Genomic DNA, 18,839 nt, shown 5'->3' with positions numbered 1-18,839 from the left:
TTAGCCCCTTCGTGTGGGGCGAAGGCAAGTGATTGACCAGCTTACTTAATTGCTCCCATTGACGACCAATTTGCGGTCCGGCAGCGTGTCGATTTTCGTTTCCAGTCTCCCCAGTGTTGCCTCTAACGCGGTGATCTGGGTGCGCAAATCATTGGCTTGACCGCGCAATAACTCACGTTGGGCCGCGGCGGAATCCGGCATCATTTCCAACCGGAGAAATCGCTTGATGTCTTCCAGAGAAACGCCACACGCTCGCAAGTCCAAGATTTCGCGAATCCGCGCCAGGTCGTCAGCGTGATAATCACGCATGCCACTGATGCGGGCGATTGGTGCCAGAACGCCAATCTCTTCATAATACCGTAGCGTCCAAGCGCTAGTGTGCAATCGGGTTGCTGCTTCATTGATTTTCACGGGACAACCTCCTGTCCATTCATGGGATCCGTTAGCGCGGAAAAATTTCAACTGTGGCGGCTTGAGGCCCCGCCTGAATCATCGGTAACAGGTAAGCGCTCTGGCCGTATTTTTGGCGGTAAGCCGCATCGACTGCGGTCGTCCGGTCCGTTACCGGGGTGAAACTGACCGGGTAATTCCGCCCTGCCAGGTAAATACGCCCGGCACGCTGCTGGATGGCGGATTGGTACCACGACGAGCGTTGGCCGTGCCAGGCCCGCACGTACAGATGGTTGGCCACGACCACCGACCAGATCCACGTCGGCGTCCCGTAAGTCTTGCCATCACTGTAAAATGGCGAAACCCGCAAGTCATCGGCGACCGCGAATCGTTGTAACTGTTCTGGCGTCCAATGCCTCATGTGTCGCCCTCCTCATTCGTTTACAGGATCCATCTTACGGCTTGACTTCTTATCTGTCTAATACTTATACTAAATCAAAAGGTATACAAATTAGTTATAGGAGATGGATACCATGGAATTGCGGGTCTTACGCTACTTCTTAATGGTCGTGCAGGAACAAAATATCAGCCAGGCGGCCGAGCGGCTCCACGTCTCACAGCCGACCGTGTCGCGCCAGTTGAAGGATTTGGAAGACGAGCTGGGCACGACCCTATTCGTCCGCGGCAATCGCACCATTCAGCTGACCACGGATGGCGAATACTTTGCCCACCAGGCCAAGCAGATTCTGTCGTTGACGGACAAAACACTGGCTAACATTCACCAAGAAGCCGACATCAGCGGGGCCGTCTACATCGGTAGTGCCGAGGCCCGTAGCATGTTGACGGTCGCCCAAGCCATCGGCCACCTCAACGCCCAGCACCCTCACGTCCGCGTCAACCTGATCAGTATGGACGCCGCCGAAATCCACCGCCAGTTAGTCGCTGGCGTCTTTGACTTCGGCGTGGTCATGGAGCCCATCGACAAGTCCGATTACGATTTCTGTCGACTCCCCGGGGAAAGTCGCTGGGGGTTACTGGTCCAAAATAGTTCGCCGCTGGCTCAACAAGCCACGGTCAGTCTGGCCGACGTGGCACAGTCACGCTTGATTTTGCCCCAACAGGGTGGCGACCAGCGGATTCACGATTTATTTGGCTTCACCAGCGATAGCCTGACCATCGCCGCGACTTATAATCTGCTCTACAACGCGTCGCTACTGGTGTCCGCCGGGGTTGGTAACGCGCTGGGACTGGACGGGATCATCAACACCAATCAGTCCGATTTGACCTTCTTGCCGCTGGCCCCCCGCATTTCTTCAGGAGCCAGTCTGGTGTGGTTGAAGGGGCAACGCTTGTCCGCGGCCGCCCAGGCGCTGCTGGACCAAGTCCGCCGCGAACTGGCACCGACTGCGGATTGATGGCTTGGTCGGTGCTGGTCGCCTGCCGTTACGCGTTTTTAAATTTTAGTTTGTCCATCCAAAACAGGCAGCGGAATCTCTACGCGAGACTCTACTGCCTGTTTTAGTCTGGGGGTTAATTGCTTTAATCTTCCATCGGGGCACCCTTGACTCGCCGCAACACACGGGCGGGTGAGCCAACAACTACTGTGTTAGCCGGAACGTCTTTGGTGACGACGGCCCCGGCACCCACGATGGCGTTTTGACCGACCGTCACCCCAGGTAAAATTATGGCGCCGGCACCGATCCAGGCATTGTCGTTGATGTGAATCGCTTTAGCCTGGACATCGCGTCGGTGAGCTGGGTCTTCCAGATGGTTGACCGTAATCAGCGTCGCTCGCGGGCCAATCAAAGCGCCACGCCCCAGGTAAATACCGCCCAAGTCGGTAAACATCACGTCTTGATTGACGTAGACGTCTTCACTGATAAAAATGTGCGGACCAAAATCACTGTGAACAGGCGCATTGATTTCCGCCGAAGCAGGTACCGGATAACCGACGACCTGACTGAGTGTGGTCCGGCGCTGGGCCGGCGTTTGGTCTTGAGTGTTAAATCGCTTCAATAATTCCTGGGTGCGTTGAACGGTGCGGTCGATTTCCTGAAAATCGGCTCCCCTAAAATCAAGCGGCTGACCGGCCAAAGCGCGCTGGAAGATTGCTGGTTCTGTCATGTGCATTACCTCCGTTAGTGAATAAGAGTCAGTATAGTGGTCGATTATTTCCATAGCAAATGCTTATGTTAAATGCTTATCTATACATTTTCAACATAGTTATTGAACAATAGTGCAAAAAAACAGATTCGCTACGGGGGAGTGGCGAATCTGTTTTTTACTGAATTAGTTAAGTTGTTTGTCTGTTTGTTAGTGGTTTGGGTGTTGCTAGTTAAGCTGGTTTGAGGCTTAGCGGCCGCCTTTGGCCTGCATATCCGGAAACCTGCGGCCTCTGAAACGTGTTCCGCAGGGCAGCTGGTTCCGCTTAACAACGCTAAGCAAATACTTTCTCGGTGCGTTACGGCCACTCTCGGCCTGCATATCCGGAAACCCGCGGCCTCTGAAACGTGTTCCGCAGGGCAGCTGGTTCCACTTAACAACGCTAAGCAAATAACCCAGAACCAGGGTCATTTCCTTAATGGTAATACTTTCTCGGTGCGTTACGGCCACTCTCGGCCTGCATATCCGGAAACTGGCGGCCTCTGAAACGTGTTCCGCGAGCCAGACTCCTGCGCTTAACCCAGCTAAGAAAATTCCCCCAACCCGGGGGAATTCCCTTAGCTACGTTAATGCTCAGAGTCTAACCGGCTCGCTCCACACTCTTTTTTTCCTTAATCTCCAACTGGGTGATAGCCGTCTTCATCCTTTAACCGGTTCAAGAAGGCCATGTCCTTGTCGCTGATTTCGAAGTCCAATTGCGCGTTGGCTTCCACGTGGCTCATAGCACGGGCTTTTGGTAGTGGGGCGACGCCATTTTGGATGACGAAGCGCAGTGCCAGTTGTGGAATCGAAACGCCGTAGTTGCCAGCGACCCGTTCCAGTTCTGGGCTGTCGACCAAGCCACCGGTTGCCAGTGGTGAGTAGGCTTGCACCACGATTTGATTATCTTCCGCCGTCTTGACGATGGAGTCTTGCGTATGACCCACGTAGTACTGAATCTGGTCGACGGCTGGCTTGACCGTTAAGCCATCCCAATTTAACAGATTTTCCAAATCGTGCGTATTGAAGTTCGACACCCCAATCGCCTTGGCCCGACCGCTGTTGTAAATGTCTTGCAGGGCGCGCCAAACGTCACGGTTCTCAGCATCATGGTTGGAACCCATTTGGGCCCATGGCCATGGCGCGTGAATAATATAAGAATCCACATAATCGAGGTTCAATGCGGCTAAACTACTATCAAAGTCAGCCATCGCAGCATCATAAGACTTCGATTCAGCGGGCAGCTTCGTTTGCACAAAAATGTCTTCGCGGGCCACGTCACTGGCGGCAATCGCCTCACCGACGCTCTGCTCGTTTTGGTAGGCCTTGGCCGTATCAATGAACCGGTAACCAGCCTTTAAGGCATTGCTGACGGCATCGACGGTTTCTTTACCGGGACGCGTTTGCCAGGTACCAAACCCGACTTTAGGCATCTTGAGACCGTTGTTTAAGGTAAACGTATCTGTAATTGTTGGCATATTCAAATTCCTCCTTCATGGCTTATGAATCTGAGTATAGACCCTTCGTGTAGGACTAAGGCAAGGGAATTTGCCAACTTTTTTCGTGATTTATCACCCAATCAGTTAATTTATTTCAAAAATTTTTATGCTTGTTCACTAATCACCTGTTAAATCATCATAACGCCTGGCATGACTGGTTTTAACACGAGGACAAAATATTCGCAAGCCCTTGAATTCAGATAGTATTTGGTAAAATAATCCAATTTAGCATTTGCAATTATATTTAATCGGCATATACTTACTAATCGTAAGTGAAAGATAAAAAAGTTTCCCGCGTTCTCGCAGGCGCGGATGACGACCGATGACCTGAATTCGCAGTACAACCTGGAGGAATTTAAAAATGGATACAACTAAAACACAATGGACTCAAGCACAATTAGCTACTTTCTTGAACAACAAGACGTTGACCATGAAGCCTTACAACCCTGACATGACGACCTTTGAAGAAGAATCGCCGGTCTGGGAAGTCGTCGTTGACGGTAACGTTTATTCCCGCGGCTGGAACGGCGACCAAACCAAGTGGTTTATGGCCGCTACCGCCCAAAATGCTGGTGAAATCAGCGTGGGCGACCAGGACTTCACCGCCCGTTTTGAAATGGTCAACCACTCCGCTGACCTTGATGCCAAGATCACCGCAGCCTACAAGGCCAAGTACGACGGCCAAAATTCTCTGCCTAAGATGATTTCCGCTGGCCCAACCTACGCCACGCTTCACGTGCTACCTCGCTAGGCAGCACAGCAGCCCGCAACGACTAAGCACGTCCCCACGCCGCTTAGTCGTTGCGGGTTTTTGTCTACAACGGATTCCTAGAATGTAACCGATTACCATTGTGCTGATCCTAGTTTCCGCCTACAATTAAAGTATCTTTAACTGAAGGTTGAAAGAGCCACTAATATCTCAGTTGACATCTGGGGCTAAGCCGATTGTTACTGGTACGCACACTTGTAGCCGAGAGTCTGCCAAATATGGGTTCAGCCGTGGGAGTTGTCTTAGCGGCGCGGTTCATGCTGCTTAGACAACTGGCGTCTTTGAGACGTGACCTGCGGCTCAAAGGCGAGGCGTCGAGACCGCTCTTTGGCTCGACCCGTCCGCCCCAGCGTTCCAACCCATATTTGGCTCGACCCGTCCGCCCCAGCGTTCCAACCCATATTTGGCGGACGGTAGGCGGCCAGTTCGCGCGACGTGGCTGTAAACAACTAATTTTATCGCTATGAGTCTTTCCGCAACAATGACTCTAGCCATTTTCTACCTTTCAACCGTTAGTATCTTTAATCTATCAGAACAGGAGACCTGCACATGGCCTACATCGAAGTCAAACACGAAACCCGCAAATTTATTCAAGGCGACCAGGAGACCATCGCCAACCACGACATTTCATTCAACGTGGATCGCGGTCAAATCATTACGATCCTCGGTCCCAGTGGTGCCGGTAAATCCACGCTGCTCAACATCCTCGGCGGCATGGACAATCCCACCAGCGGCCAGGTGCTGATCGACGGCACCGACATCGCCCAGTTCACCGCCAAGCAACTCACGACCTACCGGCGCCAAGACGTCGGCTTCATTTTTCAATTCTACAATCTAGTACCGAATCTGACCGCCCGCGAAAACGTCGAGCTGGCTTCGCAAATCACCCACGATGCCCGCGACGTGGACGAAACCCTGCGGCTGGTCGGGCTAGCGGACCGGGCCAAAAATTTTCCCGCCCAACTCTCTGGTGGGGAACAACAGCGGGTCGCCATTGCCCGCGCGATTGCCAAGAATCCCAAGCTACTGCTATGCGACGAACCGACCGGCGCGCTGGACTATCAAACCGGTAAGCAGGTCCTCCAAGTCATCCAGGACGGCGCTCGCCAGACTGATATGACCGTCATCATCGTGACCCACAACGGCGCGATTGCCAAGATGGGCGACCAGATTATTCACATCAACGACGCTCAGGTCCAATCCATCCAGCAGAACCCGCAGCCGACGCCTATCGCCGACATTGAATGGTAGGTGATGACCATGACAAAATCCTTTTGGAAAGTTCTCTGGCGGGAAATTGGTCATTCCAAAGCCCGCTTCATTTCTATCATTTTAATTATTTTTCTGGGCGTGGCCTTTTATACCGGTATTCGCGCTACGGGGCCAGACATGTTGCAGGCCGCCACGGACTATTACACCGACCAAAACTTGGCGACCAACAGCGTCCAATCCACGGCCGGCCTGACCAAACGTGACCTAGCCGTTCTGCGCCGCCATCGCGACCAGGTCAGCTACCAGGCCGTCAAATACTTAGACATCAATCAGTTAAACAATAATCAGACCGTTCGCGTGGCGGAACTGCCGAGCGGGTCGCTCAACCGTTTGACCGTGGTCAGCGGCCATCTCCCCCGTCACGCCAACGAAATCGTGTTGGACCAGCAGGCCCGGACGCTCCAGCCGAAATTAAAGCTCGGCGCCACCTACCGCATCGCCACCACGCATCAGTTGAACCGGCAATTTCACCGGCGGACGTTTAAAATCGTTGGGTTCGTCAACTCCCCGCGCTACATTGAAAAGACGACTCGGGGCGTCACCAACGTGGGTAAGGGCACGCTGGATTATTTTGCGCTGGTCAAGCCGCACACGCTCAAGACCAGCGTCATCAGCCGCCTGGATATCGGATTCAAAAATCTGCGGGGCGTCACCCCATACACGGCGCGCTACAATCGCCTGAACCGGGCGAACACCCGACGACTCAAGTCCTGGCTCAAGCCCCAAGCTAAACAACGGCAAGCTCAGCTACAGCGTCAAGCCCGCACCAAACTGGCACCGACCGTCGCCAAGGTCCAGGCCTTAGCCCAACAGGTCCCGGCCACCACGCCCATGCTCGTCAAAGCGCAAGCGCAGCTGAAACGGGCGCAGGCCCAAATCGCTGGCATCAAGCAGCCGACCTACCTCTTCAGCGGGCGCGCCGCCAATCCGGGTTATAGCGAATATCACAAGAACACACAGCGAGTCGTGGCCCTATCCACGGTCTTCCCGCTCTTCTTCATCGCGATTGCCGCGCTGATCTGCTTGACCACGATGACGCGGATGGTCGCCGAACTTCGAGTCCAAATGGGCACGCTCAAGGCGCTGGGCTACAGCAATGCCACCATCGGCAGTGAATTTATTCTCTACGGGGGCCTGGCTAGCCTGCTGGGGACTCTCCTCGGCGTGGGCTTCGGCGTAAACTTCTTCCCCCGCTTCATCGCACAGGCTTATGGTAGCATGTACAACCTGCCGGCCATCAACGTGCAGTACATTTGGCTCGACATCACGGTGGCCCTCGTGATTGCGCTCGCCTGCACGATTGGTAGTGCCGTGGCCGTTTCTCGCGTCGACCTGCACAGTTTGCCCGCTACCTTGATGCAGCCCAAGGCCCCGAAAGCCGGGAAAACGCTGTGGCTGGAGCACTGGCACTGGTTCTGGCGCCGACTGAACTTCAATCACAAGGTCACGTTGCGCAACCTCTTTCGTTACAAGCAACGCCTATTGATGACGGTGCTAGGGATTGCTGGATGCATGGCAATGATGATCACGGGATTCGGCCTCAAGGACTCCATCGGCGACATCAGTGTGAAACAGTTCAACCAGCTCTGGCACTACGACGCCATCGTGGTCCGCAACGGCACCCAAACGGCTAAGCAACGCCGGGCACTACACCGCCAACCACTCTACAAAGATGACTTAGTTGTGAAACAATCCCAGGCGACGGTCGAACGCGCCGGCGTGGCTAACCAAACAGTCACGCTGAGTGTGCCGCAACAGCCCCACCAGCTCAACCGCTTCGTGGTCTTACGCAACCGGCAAAGCCACGCGGCCTATCACCTCAACAATCGCGGCGCCATCATCGACGAAAAGCTGGCCAAACTCTACGACGTCAAGGTCGGTGACCAGTTGCCCGTTAAATTGGGCAACCGCTCCACCCACCAGGTCAAAGTGGCCGCCATCGCGGAGAACTACGTCAATCATTTCATCTACTTGTCGCCAAGTTACTACCAGCAGATTTTTAACGCTAAACCCGTTTACAACGGCAATCTGGTCCAGTTCACGCAACACGGCCAACGCCAGCAAAACGCCTTTGCCAATGACCTGTTGAAGACGCCGGGCATGTTGAACGTGACCCTGCTGAGTACGGAAAAGAAAAATAACTTCCAGATGCTAGATACTATGGACTTAGTCGTCGTCATCTTCGTGGTCGCGGCTGGGGCGTTGGCGCTCGTCGTCCTCTACAACCTGACCAACATCAACGTTTCCGAGCGGATTCGCGAGCTGTCGACCATCAAGGTGCTAGGCTTTTACGATGGCGAGGTCACCATGTACATCTTCCGCGAAAACCTGATTCTCACGGGATTGGGCATCTTCTTCGGTTGTTTTCTGGGCAATTGGCTACACGCCTACATCCTCAACACGGCCGAAACCGATAGCCTAATGTTCTCGCCGGGCATCCACTGGGTCAGCTACGTGTACGCCGCGCTGTTGACGCTGGCATTTAGCTTACTGGTCATGTGGATCATGCACCGCAAGCTCAAGCGCATCAACATGTTGGACGCGTTGTCTTCGGTGGACTAAATGTGATCAATGTCTAGAGCGCAAAAAAACAGGCTTCAACTCATGCAAAATTGAGTTGAAGCCTGTTTTATTGATTGATTCACTGAAATGCCGCCGTCATCGGTTGCACCAGCGTTTTCAACAATGGATCCGACTGTGCTTTCTCGTTAAAAATGACGCGATCCGCGAATAACGTCACGGATTGTTGCGACCGGTACGTGATAGCTTGTTGCTTGCCAGTCTTGGTATCGGTGACCGTTGCTTGGGCCACCGGGTCGCCCGCATTGACGGTACCCGAACTCATTTGAGCCGGAGACAATTTGGTCGCCACCGTGGTCGTCAACCCGGCCGCTTGGTCTTGATACCAGACGCCGGCCTGACTGCTAGTTGGCTGGGCTAAAACGGTCGTGGCTAGCCCGTTAGCCAGCGTGATACGCCGGTCATTGAGCGTGGTCGTGGCCAATTGATATTGCTTCTTTAATTGCTTGATCAGCTTATTCATGGCCGAGAACGTGGTGTCGCCACCCAAGATAGTCGCAATCATCCGCTGACCGTTGACCGTGTACGTCGCGGTGAAACACAGTTTGGCATTTTCCGTGAAGCCGGTCTTGAGCCCGTCGATGTTAGTGGCCTTGTCGTAGTGGGATTGGCCCTTCAGACACATGTTTTCGTTATAAATTGGGGTGCCGTTGATCTTATCTTCCTTTTTCCCAGAAATCTGGACGATACTGGGGTCGGCTTGAATCAGATGTTGCGCCACTGTCGTGATGGCCTTGGCGGAGACCAAGTTTTCTTCCTTCTTGCCAGTTCCTGGTAACACCAAGTTGTAGTCCTTCAAGTCGGTGTTGTCCAGGCCAGAGGAACTGATGAAATGAGCCTCCAGCCCCCAGTCTTCACTTTGCTGGTTCATGAGTGCGATAAATTTGGCGTTGTTGCCAGCCACGTATTCGCCTAACGCCGTTGCCGCACTGTTGGACGAAGCAATCATGGCCGCTGCGACCAATTGCTTCACGGTAAAAGTTTCACCTTTTTTCATCCGCAGTGAGGAGTAAGCATAGCTGTGACTGAGCTTCAGGAGGTCCCGACTCATGGTCACCTGATCATTCCAATTGATTTTGCCGTCATTGATGGCTTTGACCGTCAAATACACGGTCAATAGCTTCGACAATGACGCGATGGGATAGCGCTTATCGGCATTTTGCTGGTACAGCACCTGGCCACTTTGCGCATCCATGACATAAGCGGCCCGTGCAGGCACCTTGGTCACGGTCTTACTGGCCGCCTGGGCTACCGGCCCGCCACCTAAAATCACTGCGACCAGACCCAAAAGCACTCCGCGCCGCAACCAACGTTTCAATAGAACCACGAGCGTCAACGCCCCTTTCGATTTCGATAGATTTCTATTATACAAAACCCACAGCGGAATAGGAACTTGTCAGCCAAACTTGCTAAAATTTTAACTTCTTATAAATGTATTTGTCATAATATGACGATATTTTTAATCTGGCGTAATAATTGCGGGATAATTACCATTTATTGAGTGACTTGATGCCCTTAATAAATTCATCCTGGATTGTCGTCAGTCGTTTACCGGGTAACCGAATAACACCGTATTTAAAGGTACGCGCTAGATTACCACCAAGATTGCCTAGCGTGTGTTCAACCAAACTATTCTGCTCGAAATCATACAGTCGATTACGTACCTGCGTATCACGAATCACAGACACTGCCTGGAACCTTTTCATGGTCTCTAACACCACCCGAAAAGACGTCGACTGAAGCATCACGTTCAGTGGCCCGGTCTGGGTCGTCACAGCAGCCATAAATTCACTAATATAATCATCAATGAACAGGACAAATTCTTGTTCTTTCAGTAGGGCCAATGGAATTGGGTCTGGATAATCAGCCAGGTAATGGTTAGCTGTCATATACAGCTTAAATTCACCTTGACCAATCTCCCGAAAGTCCAGTGAATGTAGCGCTCGTTGCTCAGCAGCATTGACGGCGATAATACCAATATCATAGTCATCATTTTTGACACCAGCAATAATCTGCTCACTATCGTCTTCCTTCAGGTAAGCTTTAAATTGCGGCTGCTCATCTTGAAACGTCAATAACCAATCCAGCAGCGAACTGGGCACCTCGTTCATCACGCCCACACGCAACGGCGGCTCCGAAAGGTCGTTCTGTTGATTGGCCAGCTTTTGCATCATCTGAACTTGTGCCTCAATCTCCTGCGCATGCCCAATGATTTTCTCGCCTGCTTTAGTAGGCCGGGTCCCGCTCCGCGTTCGGGTAAAGAGCTTGATTCCCAGTTCTGCCTCCAAGCTATCCAAGGACTGACTCAATCCTGCCTGACTGATATTTAATTGGCGTGCAGCTTGTGACAGCGTCGTCGACTGCTTAAGTGCCACCAAATACGCCATTTGTTCGAGATTCATCCCCAGCCCACCTTTCCATGATTAAATTAATTATACCGCAAAGGACCGCGAACTCGTCAGCGTCCGTGGTCCTGGTTATGTTAATTGATTTTCTAACTGCAATTACTTTTTAAAAGCATCCAAGTTGTACGATGCACTAGTCCCATTCTTCAGAACTGATTTGTCTAGCGAACCCGCTTGATGCAAGGCGTAGATTGATTCTCGTCCTGGCAAATGCGGCTCCATTTTAGGATCAGAGAATAAGTTCACTAACCCGGGGGTCAATTTAGACCGTTTCACTTGTTCCGGTGAAATCTCACGAATGATCTCGTCACCACGGCCTTCACTAATTTTCAGGCCAAACTGCGGATCAATCAGCGTGGCCCGACCCACAGCAACTAAATCAGTTTCCTTCAAGGCGTCTTTCGCATCAGCTTCTGACATAACGTTGCCAACAATCATGAGCTTTGTTTCGGCCGGTAATTCCGGTTGGGCTAATGCCGCATAAGTCTGGGCAACACCCGCTGGATGAGCATTGTAGGCTGGTAAAGACAGATGAATATAATCAAAATCAAATGTTGTGGCCAATTTATGAATTAATTGATTAGCCTCGCGATAGTCATACCCGACCGTGTCGCCGTGAATTTCTTCTGGGCTAATGCGGTAACCAACGATAAAGTCCTTTGGTGCATAGGTTTTGACCACCCGGAAGACCTCAGCTGTGACCGCCAAGATGAAATTCATCCGGTTGTCCAAGCTTTGACCGCCCCATTCGTCCGTCCGCCGATTCGACCAAGCTGAGAAAAACTCCTGTAACAAGTAATGGTTCGCACCGTGAATTTCGACGCCATCAAACCCACAGTCAATGGCCCGTTTAGTGGCTGTCCCGAAATCCTGAATAATTTGACGAATCTGGGCATCAGTCAGTTCTGTCACATCATAGTCTAGGAAACCAAAATCAAAGGCTGATGGGGCATAAACCTTTTCACCTTGTTTGGCCCGGTAATTGGACTCCCGACCAGAATGGACCAGTTGTAGGATTGCCTTGTTACCGTCTTTCTTCAAGACTTGCGCCAATTTTGCAAAACCGGGCTTTTGGTCGTCCTTGTATAACCCCAACTGAAGACGGTCATCGGCCCAAGAACGGGAGGGACCCCCGGCATGACTGACATAAGTGTATTCAACAATGACCATCCCCGCTGATTGTGACCGTGCCGCGTAATAATTAATTGTGTCTTGTGTCACATAGCCATCATCTTTACCACTATTGGTCAGCATTGGTGATTGCACTAACCGACTCTTAATCGTTGCGCCGTGACGGAAAGTAACCTGATCTGTGAGTTGTTTTGCCATAAGTAATTCCTCCCATTGCTTGATGACTTGAGTATAGTCCACGAATTGTGAATTTAATAACAAGTAGTTGTTAAATAAACATAACTTCAGCTTATGACCGGACAATTTCAATACACCAACTAGTCAAATAGCCATCTGGATTCAGTCGTGCCGGCGCTGTGCTAATTTTCGACAGCTACCTTAAGCCATTCAAAAGCGAGACCCCACTTCGTCCGCCCTAGAACGTCTTGTAGGCTATCTTTTTATCCTAATTGTGTATCCTGATATGTTAATCCAAAGCCTATCACGCTGACAAACAGCAGACGAAAACTAATTCGACCCAACTCAACTAGGTTTCTCCCCCCAAGACCTTCCCCTTGACACCGACCGATTACAAATGTAAACTGTAACTAATCAATCGAACAGAAACCTGTTCATCAAAGGAGTTGTTTGCTATGGCAACAGCAGTAGCCGTGACCATTTCCGATGCGGAATGGCGCGTCATGCGGATCGTTTGGACCTTGAAACAAACTGACAGCCGCACCATTATTAATTTACTCGCGCAACAGCACGATTGGAAACCCGCCACGATCAAGACCTTGATTGGCCGTTTGGTCAAGAAGGGCGCGCTGGATACCACCAAAAAAGGCCGGCAGTTCATTTACACGCCGCTGATTCCGGAACAAAATGCCATGGACACGGCGCTGACCAACGAACTCGACCAAATGTGTGCCATGCACCGCGGTACCGCGATTGCTCACGTACTGGAACAAACCGAGATGAGCAAGGCAGACGTCCAAAATTTGATTGACGTTTTAGCTAAGAAATTACCAACCGCACCCGACGCAGTCCACTGTGACTGCTTGCCGGACGGTTGTGAAGGGAGTTGTGAATCATGAAAGATGACCGCCATTTAGGAATGAGTCATATGAATATGCAACACGATATGAAGGGCATGGACCACACCAAAATGGCGATGGACCAGCCCGCAGACGAACACCAAGACATGAGTAACATGGACATGACCCACATGGATATGGATATGGGCGATGGCCACATGATGCACATGGGCAATCTGAAACGCAAGTTCTGGGTCTCGTTAGTCTTGACGATTCCCGTCATCTTGATGTCGCCAATGATGGGCATGACCCTGCCCTTTCAACTGATTTTTCCGGGGAGCGACTGGATTGTCGCCATCTTAGGCTCTATCCTCTTCTTTTACGGCGGCGCACCCTTCTTTAGCGGGGCCAAAGCTGAGCTGCAGATGAAGCGACCCGCCATGATGACGTTGATTGCCATGGGGATTGGCGTCGCCTACGTTTACAGCATTTACGCCGTGATTGCCAATGACATTTTCCACGTCACCCCCGTCGTCAATAACTTCTTCTGGGAGCTGTCGACCCTGATCGTCATCATGCTATTGGGTCACTGGATTGAAATGAACACGGTCATGAACGCGGGATCCGCGGTCGATGCACTGGGCAAATTGTTACCACAGTCCGCTCACGTCGTCGATGACCAAGGCAACACCCACGATGTTAAATTAAGTGACTTACAAGTCGGTCAAACGGTGGTTATTCGGGCTGGGGAACAAATCCCTGCCGATGCTAACATCGTGACCGGGACTTCTGATGTCAACGAATCCCTGGTCACCGGGGAATCCAAGGCCGTCAAAAAAGCCAGCGGTGACGCCCTGATTGGTGGCGCCGTCAACGGTACGGGAACCTTGACCGCTACCGTCACGGGGACCGGGGATTCCGGCTACCTGGCGCAGGTCATGAAGTTGATCAGCGACGCCAAGAATGCGAAATCTAAGTCTGAAAATTTAGCCGACAAAGTCGCCGGCTGGCTGTTCTACGCCGCCTTATTTGCTGGGATTCTCGCCTTCATCGTTTGGCTGACCGTGGCCGATTTGACCGTGGCCTTGCCCGTCGCTGTTGCGGTCTTCGTCATTGCCTGCCCGCACGCCTTGGGGCTAGCTGTGCCGCTGGTCGTCTCGCGGAGCACCGCGTTAGCCGCCCAAAACGGCTTATTGATTCGGAACCGCAATGCCATGGAACAAGTTAACCATTTAAAATTCGCCTTAATGGACAAAACGGGCACGTTAACGATGGGTGAATTCAAAGTCAATCACCTGGTCAGTTTGACCCCTGATTTAGATGAGCCAGCGGTGCTCCAACATTTAGCCGCCCTGGAAAGTGGGTCTAGTCATCCATTGGCAACGGGTATCTTGACCGCCGCACAGGCGCGAAACCTGACCGTGACACCAGCTACTGAGACGCATCAGGAAACTGGTTTGGGCCAATTTGGCACGATTGCTGGCACCACGTACGGGGTCGTCTCCGTCAACTATTTGGACCAGAAGCACCTGACTTACGACCACGATCAATTCACCAAGTTCGCCGCTGAAGGCAACTCCATCAGCTACCTGGTTTCCGGCGACCAAGTCTTAGGTCTCGTCGCGCAAGGAGACCAAATCAAGCCCGCGGCTAAAACGCTGGTCACCGCACTGAAACGCCAAGGTATCACGCCCGTCATGTTGACCGGGGACAACCAAGAAACGGCCAACAAGGTCGCCGCTAGCGTGGGGATCACCGACGTTCGCGCGCGGTTACTGCCCGAAGATAAGGAACGGTTGGTCCAGGAATACCAGCAGACTGGCAAAGTCCTCTTCATTGGGGATGGCGTCAACGATGCGCCTAGCCTGGCCCGCGCCGACATTGGGATGGCCATTGGGTCCGGGACGGATGTTGCCATTGAATCGGCCGACATCATCCTGGTCTCCAGCGACCCCGCCGATGTCATTCAGTTCTTGGATTTGGCTCGCGCAACGCAACGCAAGATGACCGAAAACCTCTGGTGGGGTGCCGGGTACAACCTGATTGCGATTCCTCTGGCCGCCGGTGTGCTGGCCCCCATCGGCTTCATGCTCAACCCGATGGTCGGCGCGGTCATCATGTCGCTGAGTACCATCATCGTGGCCATCAACGCCATGACGCTGAAAATCAAGGACGTGGCGGTAAAGTAAAAAATTGGTCGTTGATTTCCGCCTACCGTTACGTGAAACTCTAGGCTGGAACGCTGGGGAAGGACGCCCCGAGCCAAAGCCCGCTCTTTGACTGAAGGCGTCCCCCATAGCAGGCGGAACCCTTGGCAGCCGCAAACACTGACATACTCATACGCTAAAAAGGCGTCGTCAATTAACCACTTGTCTGGTTAGTTGGCGACGCCTTTCATTTATCCTGAATTAATCGGTTTTAACCCGGAAACGCCGAATCAGCCGTAACATCTGGTGGCCATTTAACGACAACGCCATGACGGCTAAGATGACCAGCGCCCCACCGACCAGGTCGTACTTAGTCAGTTGCACGCTTAGAAACATCACGGAGAAAACCGTTGCCGACAGCGGTTCGAAGGCGTCTAGCAGACTGGCCGTCGTTGGGAGAATATAGCCCAGGGCGTGGGCGAACATCAGGAAGGGAATCACGGTCCCAAAGACGATGATGATGACAATCATGGACCAACCGGCCCAACTCAGCGTCACGTGGTCTTGCCAGACCGGGCCGAAGATGTTTAAGCAAATCCCGGCGACCAGCAGGCCCCAGCCGGTAACGGAGACCGCACCGAATTTCGGCAACAACGGCCGCGGAATCAGCGTGTTGGTTGCGACCCCGATGGCCGACAAACCACCCCAAAAGAGGACCACCGGCGAAATTGCCAAGCTGTTCAAATGGCCGTGGGTCACAATCAACAGCGTGCCGACAAACGCCAGCAGCATGCCGCCCATTTCCGGTCGCGTGGGAATCACGTGTTTAAATAACAAGAAGTAAATACTAATAATGAACGGCCCCAAGAACTGAATGATGGTCGCAATCGGGGCATTGCCGAACTTAACGGCCTCGAAATAGCAGAGTTGAACGGGCACCAATCCCAATAATCCGTAGCTGATGACCCGCAGGCCCGTAGCCTTTTGTCGCCAAATCTCAAACGGTTTGACCCCAATGAGTTGGCCCAGCACCAACAGAATGATGCCGGCCGTGATCATCCGCACCTGCGTGAGCCACAAGGCCGTCACGTGCGGGTTCAATTTGAATAAGGTGCTCGCGGCGACCCCCGAAATGCCCCACAAAATGCAGGCGATACTGGCCAATAAGACCCCGCGTAAATGATGTTGTGGCGTCATGACCGCGCCACCTTGATTTCTGCTAATGCACTCGACATAGTCATTTCCCTCTCACTCTTAAATTTCACAAAGCAAGATTCATTATAACAAATCTGCTGGCCAAACTCGGGGGATTCAGGGAAATTTCACCAAGTTTTTAGGGTGAAGCGCTTTCCCAACCGGAGGCAAAAAGGCCCCCACCACGACAGTTGTCGTCAGGGAGGTCTCATTAAAAGTTATTTTTTCGGCCGCACGACCGTGATAAAGTCGGCGAGGCCTTGCGGATCGGTCAGCTGACGGTTGCACTGGTCACTGTCGCGGCAAATGTAATTGCCGTTACGCGTGTAGCTGCCCAGCCCCGAGCGCTTGGTCGTTGAGACGAACAGCGAAACATTGCCAATCGTGTGACAAATGCTGCAGACGCCCTTGACCACTTGTGGGGCGAGGTCACCTTGAATCCCAATCAGGCGATCCTGATACGGCGCCACCAGATATTTCTTCTGGTTACCACCGTCGTTCCAGCCCAGATACGTGAGCTGGTGTAAGTTCAGCGTGGCCCATTCAGGCTGCTTGAGCTTCTTCACCTTACGAAATAGCTTGCTCAACTGCTTAGTCGATAACTCCGGAAAAGGAATCACTAGCGGTTCTAACAACGGCACGATTTCAGCGGCAGCCTTCCGGGTCAACCGGTCGGGCTGCAGGCGCGTCAAGAACTCTTGGACGGCGGGTTCATCCAGCGGTAACAAGGGTTTGACGCGTTCCAACGTCGTATCCCGAACGACGCGGCGCATGTGCTTATCATTAACTGATAGATAGGCGCTAACTAAGGCGTCGATCTGTTGTCTGATGTAACTATATTCGTAGGCGGTGATTGTCGGTTTCATGTTTATTTTTTCCTTTCAGATTCAAACCTGACACTTCTCTGAAAGGTCTTGCAGAAAAGTGTCGCTAACTAGCAGCACTTTTCCGTACAAATAACGATGCCATCATCGTCGATCATCTCCTTGCATTCAGCCGTTTTAGCTGAAGTGTTAGTAGTATACCGCAACCCCTTGGTCTTGTGCAACCTAAAAGAGACCTCGCTCACACGAAGTCCCCCCACTCCCAGCTTTCGAACCTCCTGTCGTCGCGATTTGATGGTAGTCGTCTGGCAAGGTCCGTTAATTTTTCCACAAAGCTGAGATTCTTCAAGCCACGTTATGCCCCGTGACTTTGGGTCTATTCTACGATAACTCCCGACAACCGCTGCGTTGGAGGCTCCGGTTAGCTTGGCGAGTAAATTAAGTCACGCGACTTGTTTTGGGGTGAATCGTCTGGCCGGGTCGCGATTACCACAAGTTGGCGGCCCGCTATTGAATGAATTTAATTTTATGATATTTATCCGGATAAATAATTCGGATCTGTGCTACACTGGGATCAACCTAATTGAGGAGCGCACACAGATGAAAACTGAAAAAGAAAAATTCTTAGCCGGTGAACCCTACAATATCATGGACCCCGAATTGGCCGCGGACGAAACGCACGCTCGGCGCCTATGCAAGCAGCTCAATGAACTCGATGACACGGCCACCACAGAAAAGGACCACGTGATTCGGCAGCTGTTCGGATCAGTGGGCCAGCGTCCTTGGGTCCAGCCCAATTTCCGCTGTGACTTTGGCTACAACATTCACGTGGGTGACGACTTCATGTGCAATTATGATAACGTTATCTTGGACATCGCGCCCGTCACGATTGGCGACCACTGCATGCTGGCCCCACACGTCCAAATTTACGCCGCCTACCATCCCCTGGATCCGGCTGGTCGCGACGCCTTCGTGGGTCTAGGTAAACCCGTGACGATTGGCGACCACGTCTGGGTCGGTGGTGGCTCGGTGATTCTTCCCGGCGTCACGCTAGGCAATAACGTGGTAGTCGGCGCCAACTCCACGGTCACCAAATCCTTCGGTGACAACGTGGTCATTGCCGGTAGCCCGGCGCGCGTGATTCGTGAGAACGTGCCGGTGGCAAAGTAAACTGAACGTGGCTCAACTGAAGTGGCGGTACTAAAGCTTGGGAATTTTCCCAAGCTCTTTTTAATGGTAAATAACTGGTACATGGTATTGATTTTATTTTGTTTGTGCCTATTTTTATAAATATATTGATATAACAGTGTTTATAAATGTTTTTGGCAGATTGCAAGAAATAACTTGAACGAATTTAATGACGTAAATTAAGCAAGAAGATCTCGATTGGTGTATGCCAATTAAGACATTTAAGTGGCCGTGAATTCAGATACCAATTGATTTGAACCAGTTGGTAATCACTTAGTTCTT

The 18,839-nt window shown here is 52.1% G+C and carries 16 protein-coding genes and 1 pseudogene; 7 read left to right on the top strand and 10 right to left on the bottom strand.

Annotated features, from left to right (window positions below):
• Positions 1-45 precede the first annotated feature (45 nt).
• Both EKM83_RS10260 and EKM83_RS10255 read right to left on the bottom strand, forming a co-directional pair.
• Complete coding sequence (locus EKM83_RS10260) at positions 46-411, bottom strand: MerR family transcriptional regulator (RefSeq protein WP_164505649.1); 366 nt, start codon at positions 409-411, stop codon at positions 46-48.
• A 31-nt stretch (positions 412-442) separates the two neighbouring features.
• Positions 443-811 carry a DUF2255 family protein gene (locus tag EKM83_RS10255; protein WP_125577115.1) on the bottom strand — a complete coding sequence of 123 codons (369 nt, stop codon included), beginning with the start codon at positions 809-811 and terminating at the stop codon, positions 443-445.
• Between the two features lie 112 nt (positions 812-923).
• On the opposite strand from EKM83_RS10255, the gene EKM83_RS10250 reads away from it, so the two are divergent.
• Positions 924-1,805, top strand: coding sequence for a LysR family transcriptional regulator (locus EKM83_RS10250; RefSeq protein ID WP_125577113.1), 882 nt, complete (start codon positions 924-926; stop codon positions 1,803-1,805).
• Positions 1,806-1,929: 124 nt separating this feature from the next.
• Here EKM83_RS10250 and EKM83_RS10245 read toward each other — a convergent pair whose 3' ends face one another.
• A complete protein-coding gene (locus EKM83_RS10245; RefSeq protein WP_125577111.1) occupies positions 1,930-2,514 on the bottom strand; it encodes a sugar O-acetyltransferase in 585 nt (194 codons plus the stop codon).
• Between the two features lie 650 nt (positions 2,515-3,164).
• On the bottom strand, positions 3,165-4,010 hold the full coding sequence (locus EKM83_RS10240) for an aldo/keto reductase (RefSeq protein ID WP_125577109.1): 846 nt from the start codon (positions 4,008-4,010) through the stop codon (positions 3,165-3,167).
• Positions 4,011-4,392: 382 nt separating this feature from the next.
• On the opposite strand from EKM83_RS10240, the gene EKM83_RS10235 reads away from it, so the two are divergent.
• From EKM83_RS10235 to EKM83_RS10225, 3 genes are all read left to right on the top strand, one after another.
• Complete coding sequence (locus EKM83_RS10235; RefSeq protein ID WP_125577107.1) at positions 4,393-4,782, top strand: DUF2255 family protein; 390 nt, start codon at positions 4,393-4,395, stop codon at positions 4,780-4,782.
• Positions 4,783-5,349: 567 nt separating this feature from the next.
• Positions 5,350-6,051, top strand: a complete 702-nt coding sequence (locus tag EKM83_RS10230; protein ID WP_125577105.1) for an ABC transporter ATP-binding protein — start codon at positions 5,350-5,352, stop codon at positions 6,049-6,051.
• Between the two features lie 9 nt (positions 6,052-6,060).
• Positions 6,061-8,634, top strand: coding sequence for an ABC transporter permease (locus tag EKM83_RS10225; protein WP_125577103.1), 2,574 nt, complete (start codon positions 6,061-6,063; stop codon positions 8,632-8,634).
• A gap of 79 nt (positions 8,635-8,713) precedes the next feature.
• Here EKM83_RS10225 and EKM83_RS10220 read toward each other — a convergent pair whose 3' ends face one another.
• The 3 genes from EKM83_RS10220 to EKM83_RS10210 all read right to left on the bottom strand — a co-directional run bounded on the left by EKM83_RS10220 (position 8,714) and on the right by EKM83_RS10210 (position 12,386).
• Entirely contained in the window at positions 8,714-9,979 is a 1,266-nt protein-coding gene (locus tag EKM83_RS10220) for a D-alanyl-D-alanine carboxypeptidase family protein (RefSeq protein WP_125577101.1), read from the bottom strand.
• A 160-nt stretch (positions 9,980-10,139) separates the two neighbouring features.
• Positions 10,140-11,054 carry a LysR family transcriptional regulator gene (locus EKM83_RS10215; protein WP_125577099.1) on the bottom strand — a complete coding sequence of 305 codons (915 nt, stop codon included), beginning with the start codon at positions 11,052-11,054 and terminating at the stop codon, positions 10,140-10,142.
• A gap of 102 nt (positions 11,055-11,156) precedes the next feature.
• Entirely contained in the window at positions 11,157-12,386 is a 1,230-nt protein-coding gene (locus EKM83_RS10210; RefSeq protein WP_125577097.1) for an oxidoreductase, read from the bottom strand.
• Positions 12,387-12,820: 434 nt separating this feature from the next.
• Between EKM83_RS10210 and EKM83_RS10205 the strand changes: the two genes are divergently transcribed.
• Positions 12,821-13,264: a CopY/TcrY family copper transport repressor gene (locus EKM83_RS10205; RefSeq protein ID WP_125577095.1), complete on the top strand. Its 444-nt coding sequence runs from the start codon at positions 12,821-12,823 to the stop codon at positions 13,262-13,264.
• Positions 13,265-13,371: 107 nt separating this feature from the next.
• Complete coding sequence (locus tag EKM83_RS10200; protein WP_382337633.1) at positions 13,372-15,393, top strand: heavy metal translocating P-type ATPase; 2,022 nt, start codon at positions 13,372-13,374, stop codon at positions 15,391-15,393.
• Positions 15,394-15,612: 219 nt separating this feature from the next.
• On the opposite strand, the gene EKM83_RS10195 is transcribed toward EKM83_RS10200, so the two are convergent.
• Positions 15,613-16,548: a DMT family transporter gene (locus EKM83_RS10195; protein WP_125577093.1), complete on the bottom strand. Its 936-nt coding sequence runs from the start codon at positions 16,546-16,548 to the stop codon at positions 15,613-15,615.
• A 215-nt stretch (positions 16,549-16,763) separates the two neighbouring features.
• Complete coding sequence (locus tag EKM83_RS10190) at positions 16,764-17,411, bottom strand: FusB/FusC family EF-G-binding protein (protein ID WP_125577091.1); 648 nt, start codon at positions 17,409-17,411, stop codon at positions 16,764-16,766.
• Between the two features lie 558 nt (positions 17,412-17,969).
• On the opposite strand from EKM83_RS10190, the gene EKM83_RS10185 reads away from it, so the two are divergent.
• Complete coding sequence (locus tag EKM83_RS10185) at positions 17,970-18,539, top strand: sugar O-acetyltransferase (protein WP_125577089.1); 570 nt, start codon at positions 17,970-17,972, stop codon at positions 18,537-18,539.
• A gap of 184 nt (positions 18,540-18,723) precedes the next feature.
• On the opposite strand, the pseudogene EKM83_RS10180 reads toward EKM83_RS10185, so the two are convergent.
• Positions 18,724-18,839 (bottom strand): annotated as a pseudogene (locus EKM83_RS10180) (IS30 family transposase); the annotation flags it as partial.

The organism is Levilactobacillus angrenensis, assembly GCF_003946085.1.
Classification (GTDB): Bacteria; Bacillota; Bacilli; order Lactobacillales; family Lactobacillaceae; genus Levilactobacillus; species Levilactobacillus angrenensis.
Note: the sequence above shows the minus strand (reverse complement) of the source record. Positions and strands in the feature narration are given on the sequence as shown.

Coding starts and splice junctions, on each gene's coding strand:
- EKM83_RS10255 (WP_125577115.1), bottom strand. CDS start 811: ATGAGGCATTGGACGCCAGAACAGTTACAACGATTCGCGGTCGCCGAT.
- EKM83_RS10250 (WP_125577113.1), top strand. CDS start 924: ATGGAATTGCGGGTCTTACGCTACTTCTTAATGGTCGTGCAGGAACAA.
- EKM83_RS10245 (WP_125577111.1), bottom strand. CDS start 2,514: ATGACAGAACCAGCAATCTTCCAGCGCGCTTTGGCCGGTCAGCCGCTT.
- EKM83_RS10240 (WP_125577109.1), bottom strand. CDS start 4,010: ATGCCAACAATTACAGATACGTTTACCTTAAACAACGGTCTCAAGATG.
- EKM83_RS10235 (WP_125577107.1), top strand. CDS start 4,393: ATGGATACAACTAAAACACAATGGACTCAAGCACAATTAGCTACTTTC.
- EKM83_RS10230 (WP_125577105.1), top strand. CDS start 5,350: ATGGCCTACATCGAAGTCAAACACGAAACCCGCAAATTTATTCAAGGC.
- EKM83_RS10225 (WP_125577103.1), top strand. CDS start 6,061: ATGACAAAATCCTTTTGGAAAGTTCTCTGGCGGGAAATTGGTCATTCC.
- EKM83_RS10215 (WP_125577099.1), bottom strand. CDS start 11,054: ATGAATCTCGAACAAATGGCGTATTTGGTGGCACTTAAGCAGTCGACG.
- EKM83_RS10210 (WP_125577097.1), bottom strand. CDS start 12,386: ATGGCAAAACAACTCACAGATCAGGTTACTTTCCGTCACGGCGCAACG.
- EKM83_RS10205 (WP_125577095.1), top strand. CDS start 12,821: ATGGCAACAGCAGTAGCCGTGACCATTTCCGATGCGGAATGGCGCGTC.
- EKM83_RS10200 (WP_382337633.1), top strand. CDS start 13,372: ATGAGTAACATGGACATGACCCACATGGATATGGATATGGGCGATGGC.
- EKM83_RS10195 (WP_125577093.1), bottom strand. CDS start 16,548: ATGACGCCACAACATCATTTACGCGGGGTCTTATTGGCCAGTATCGCC.
- EKM83_RS10190 (WP_125577091.1), bottom strand. CDS start 17,411: ATGAAACCGACAATCACCGCCTACGAATATAGTTACATCAGACAACAG.
- EKM83_RS10185 (WP_125577089.1), top strand. CDS start 17,970: ATGAAAACTGAAAAAGAAAAATTCTTAGCCGGTGAACCCTACAATATC.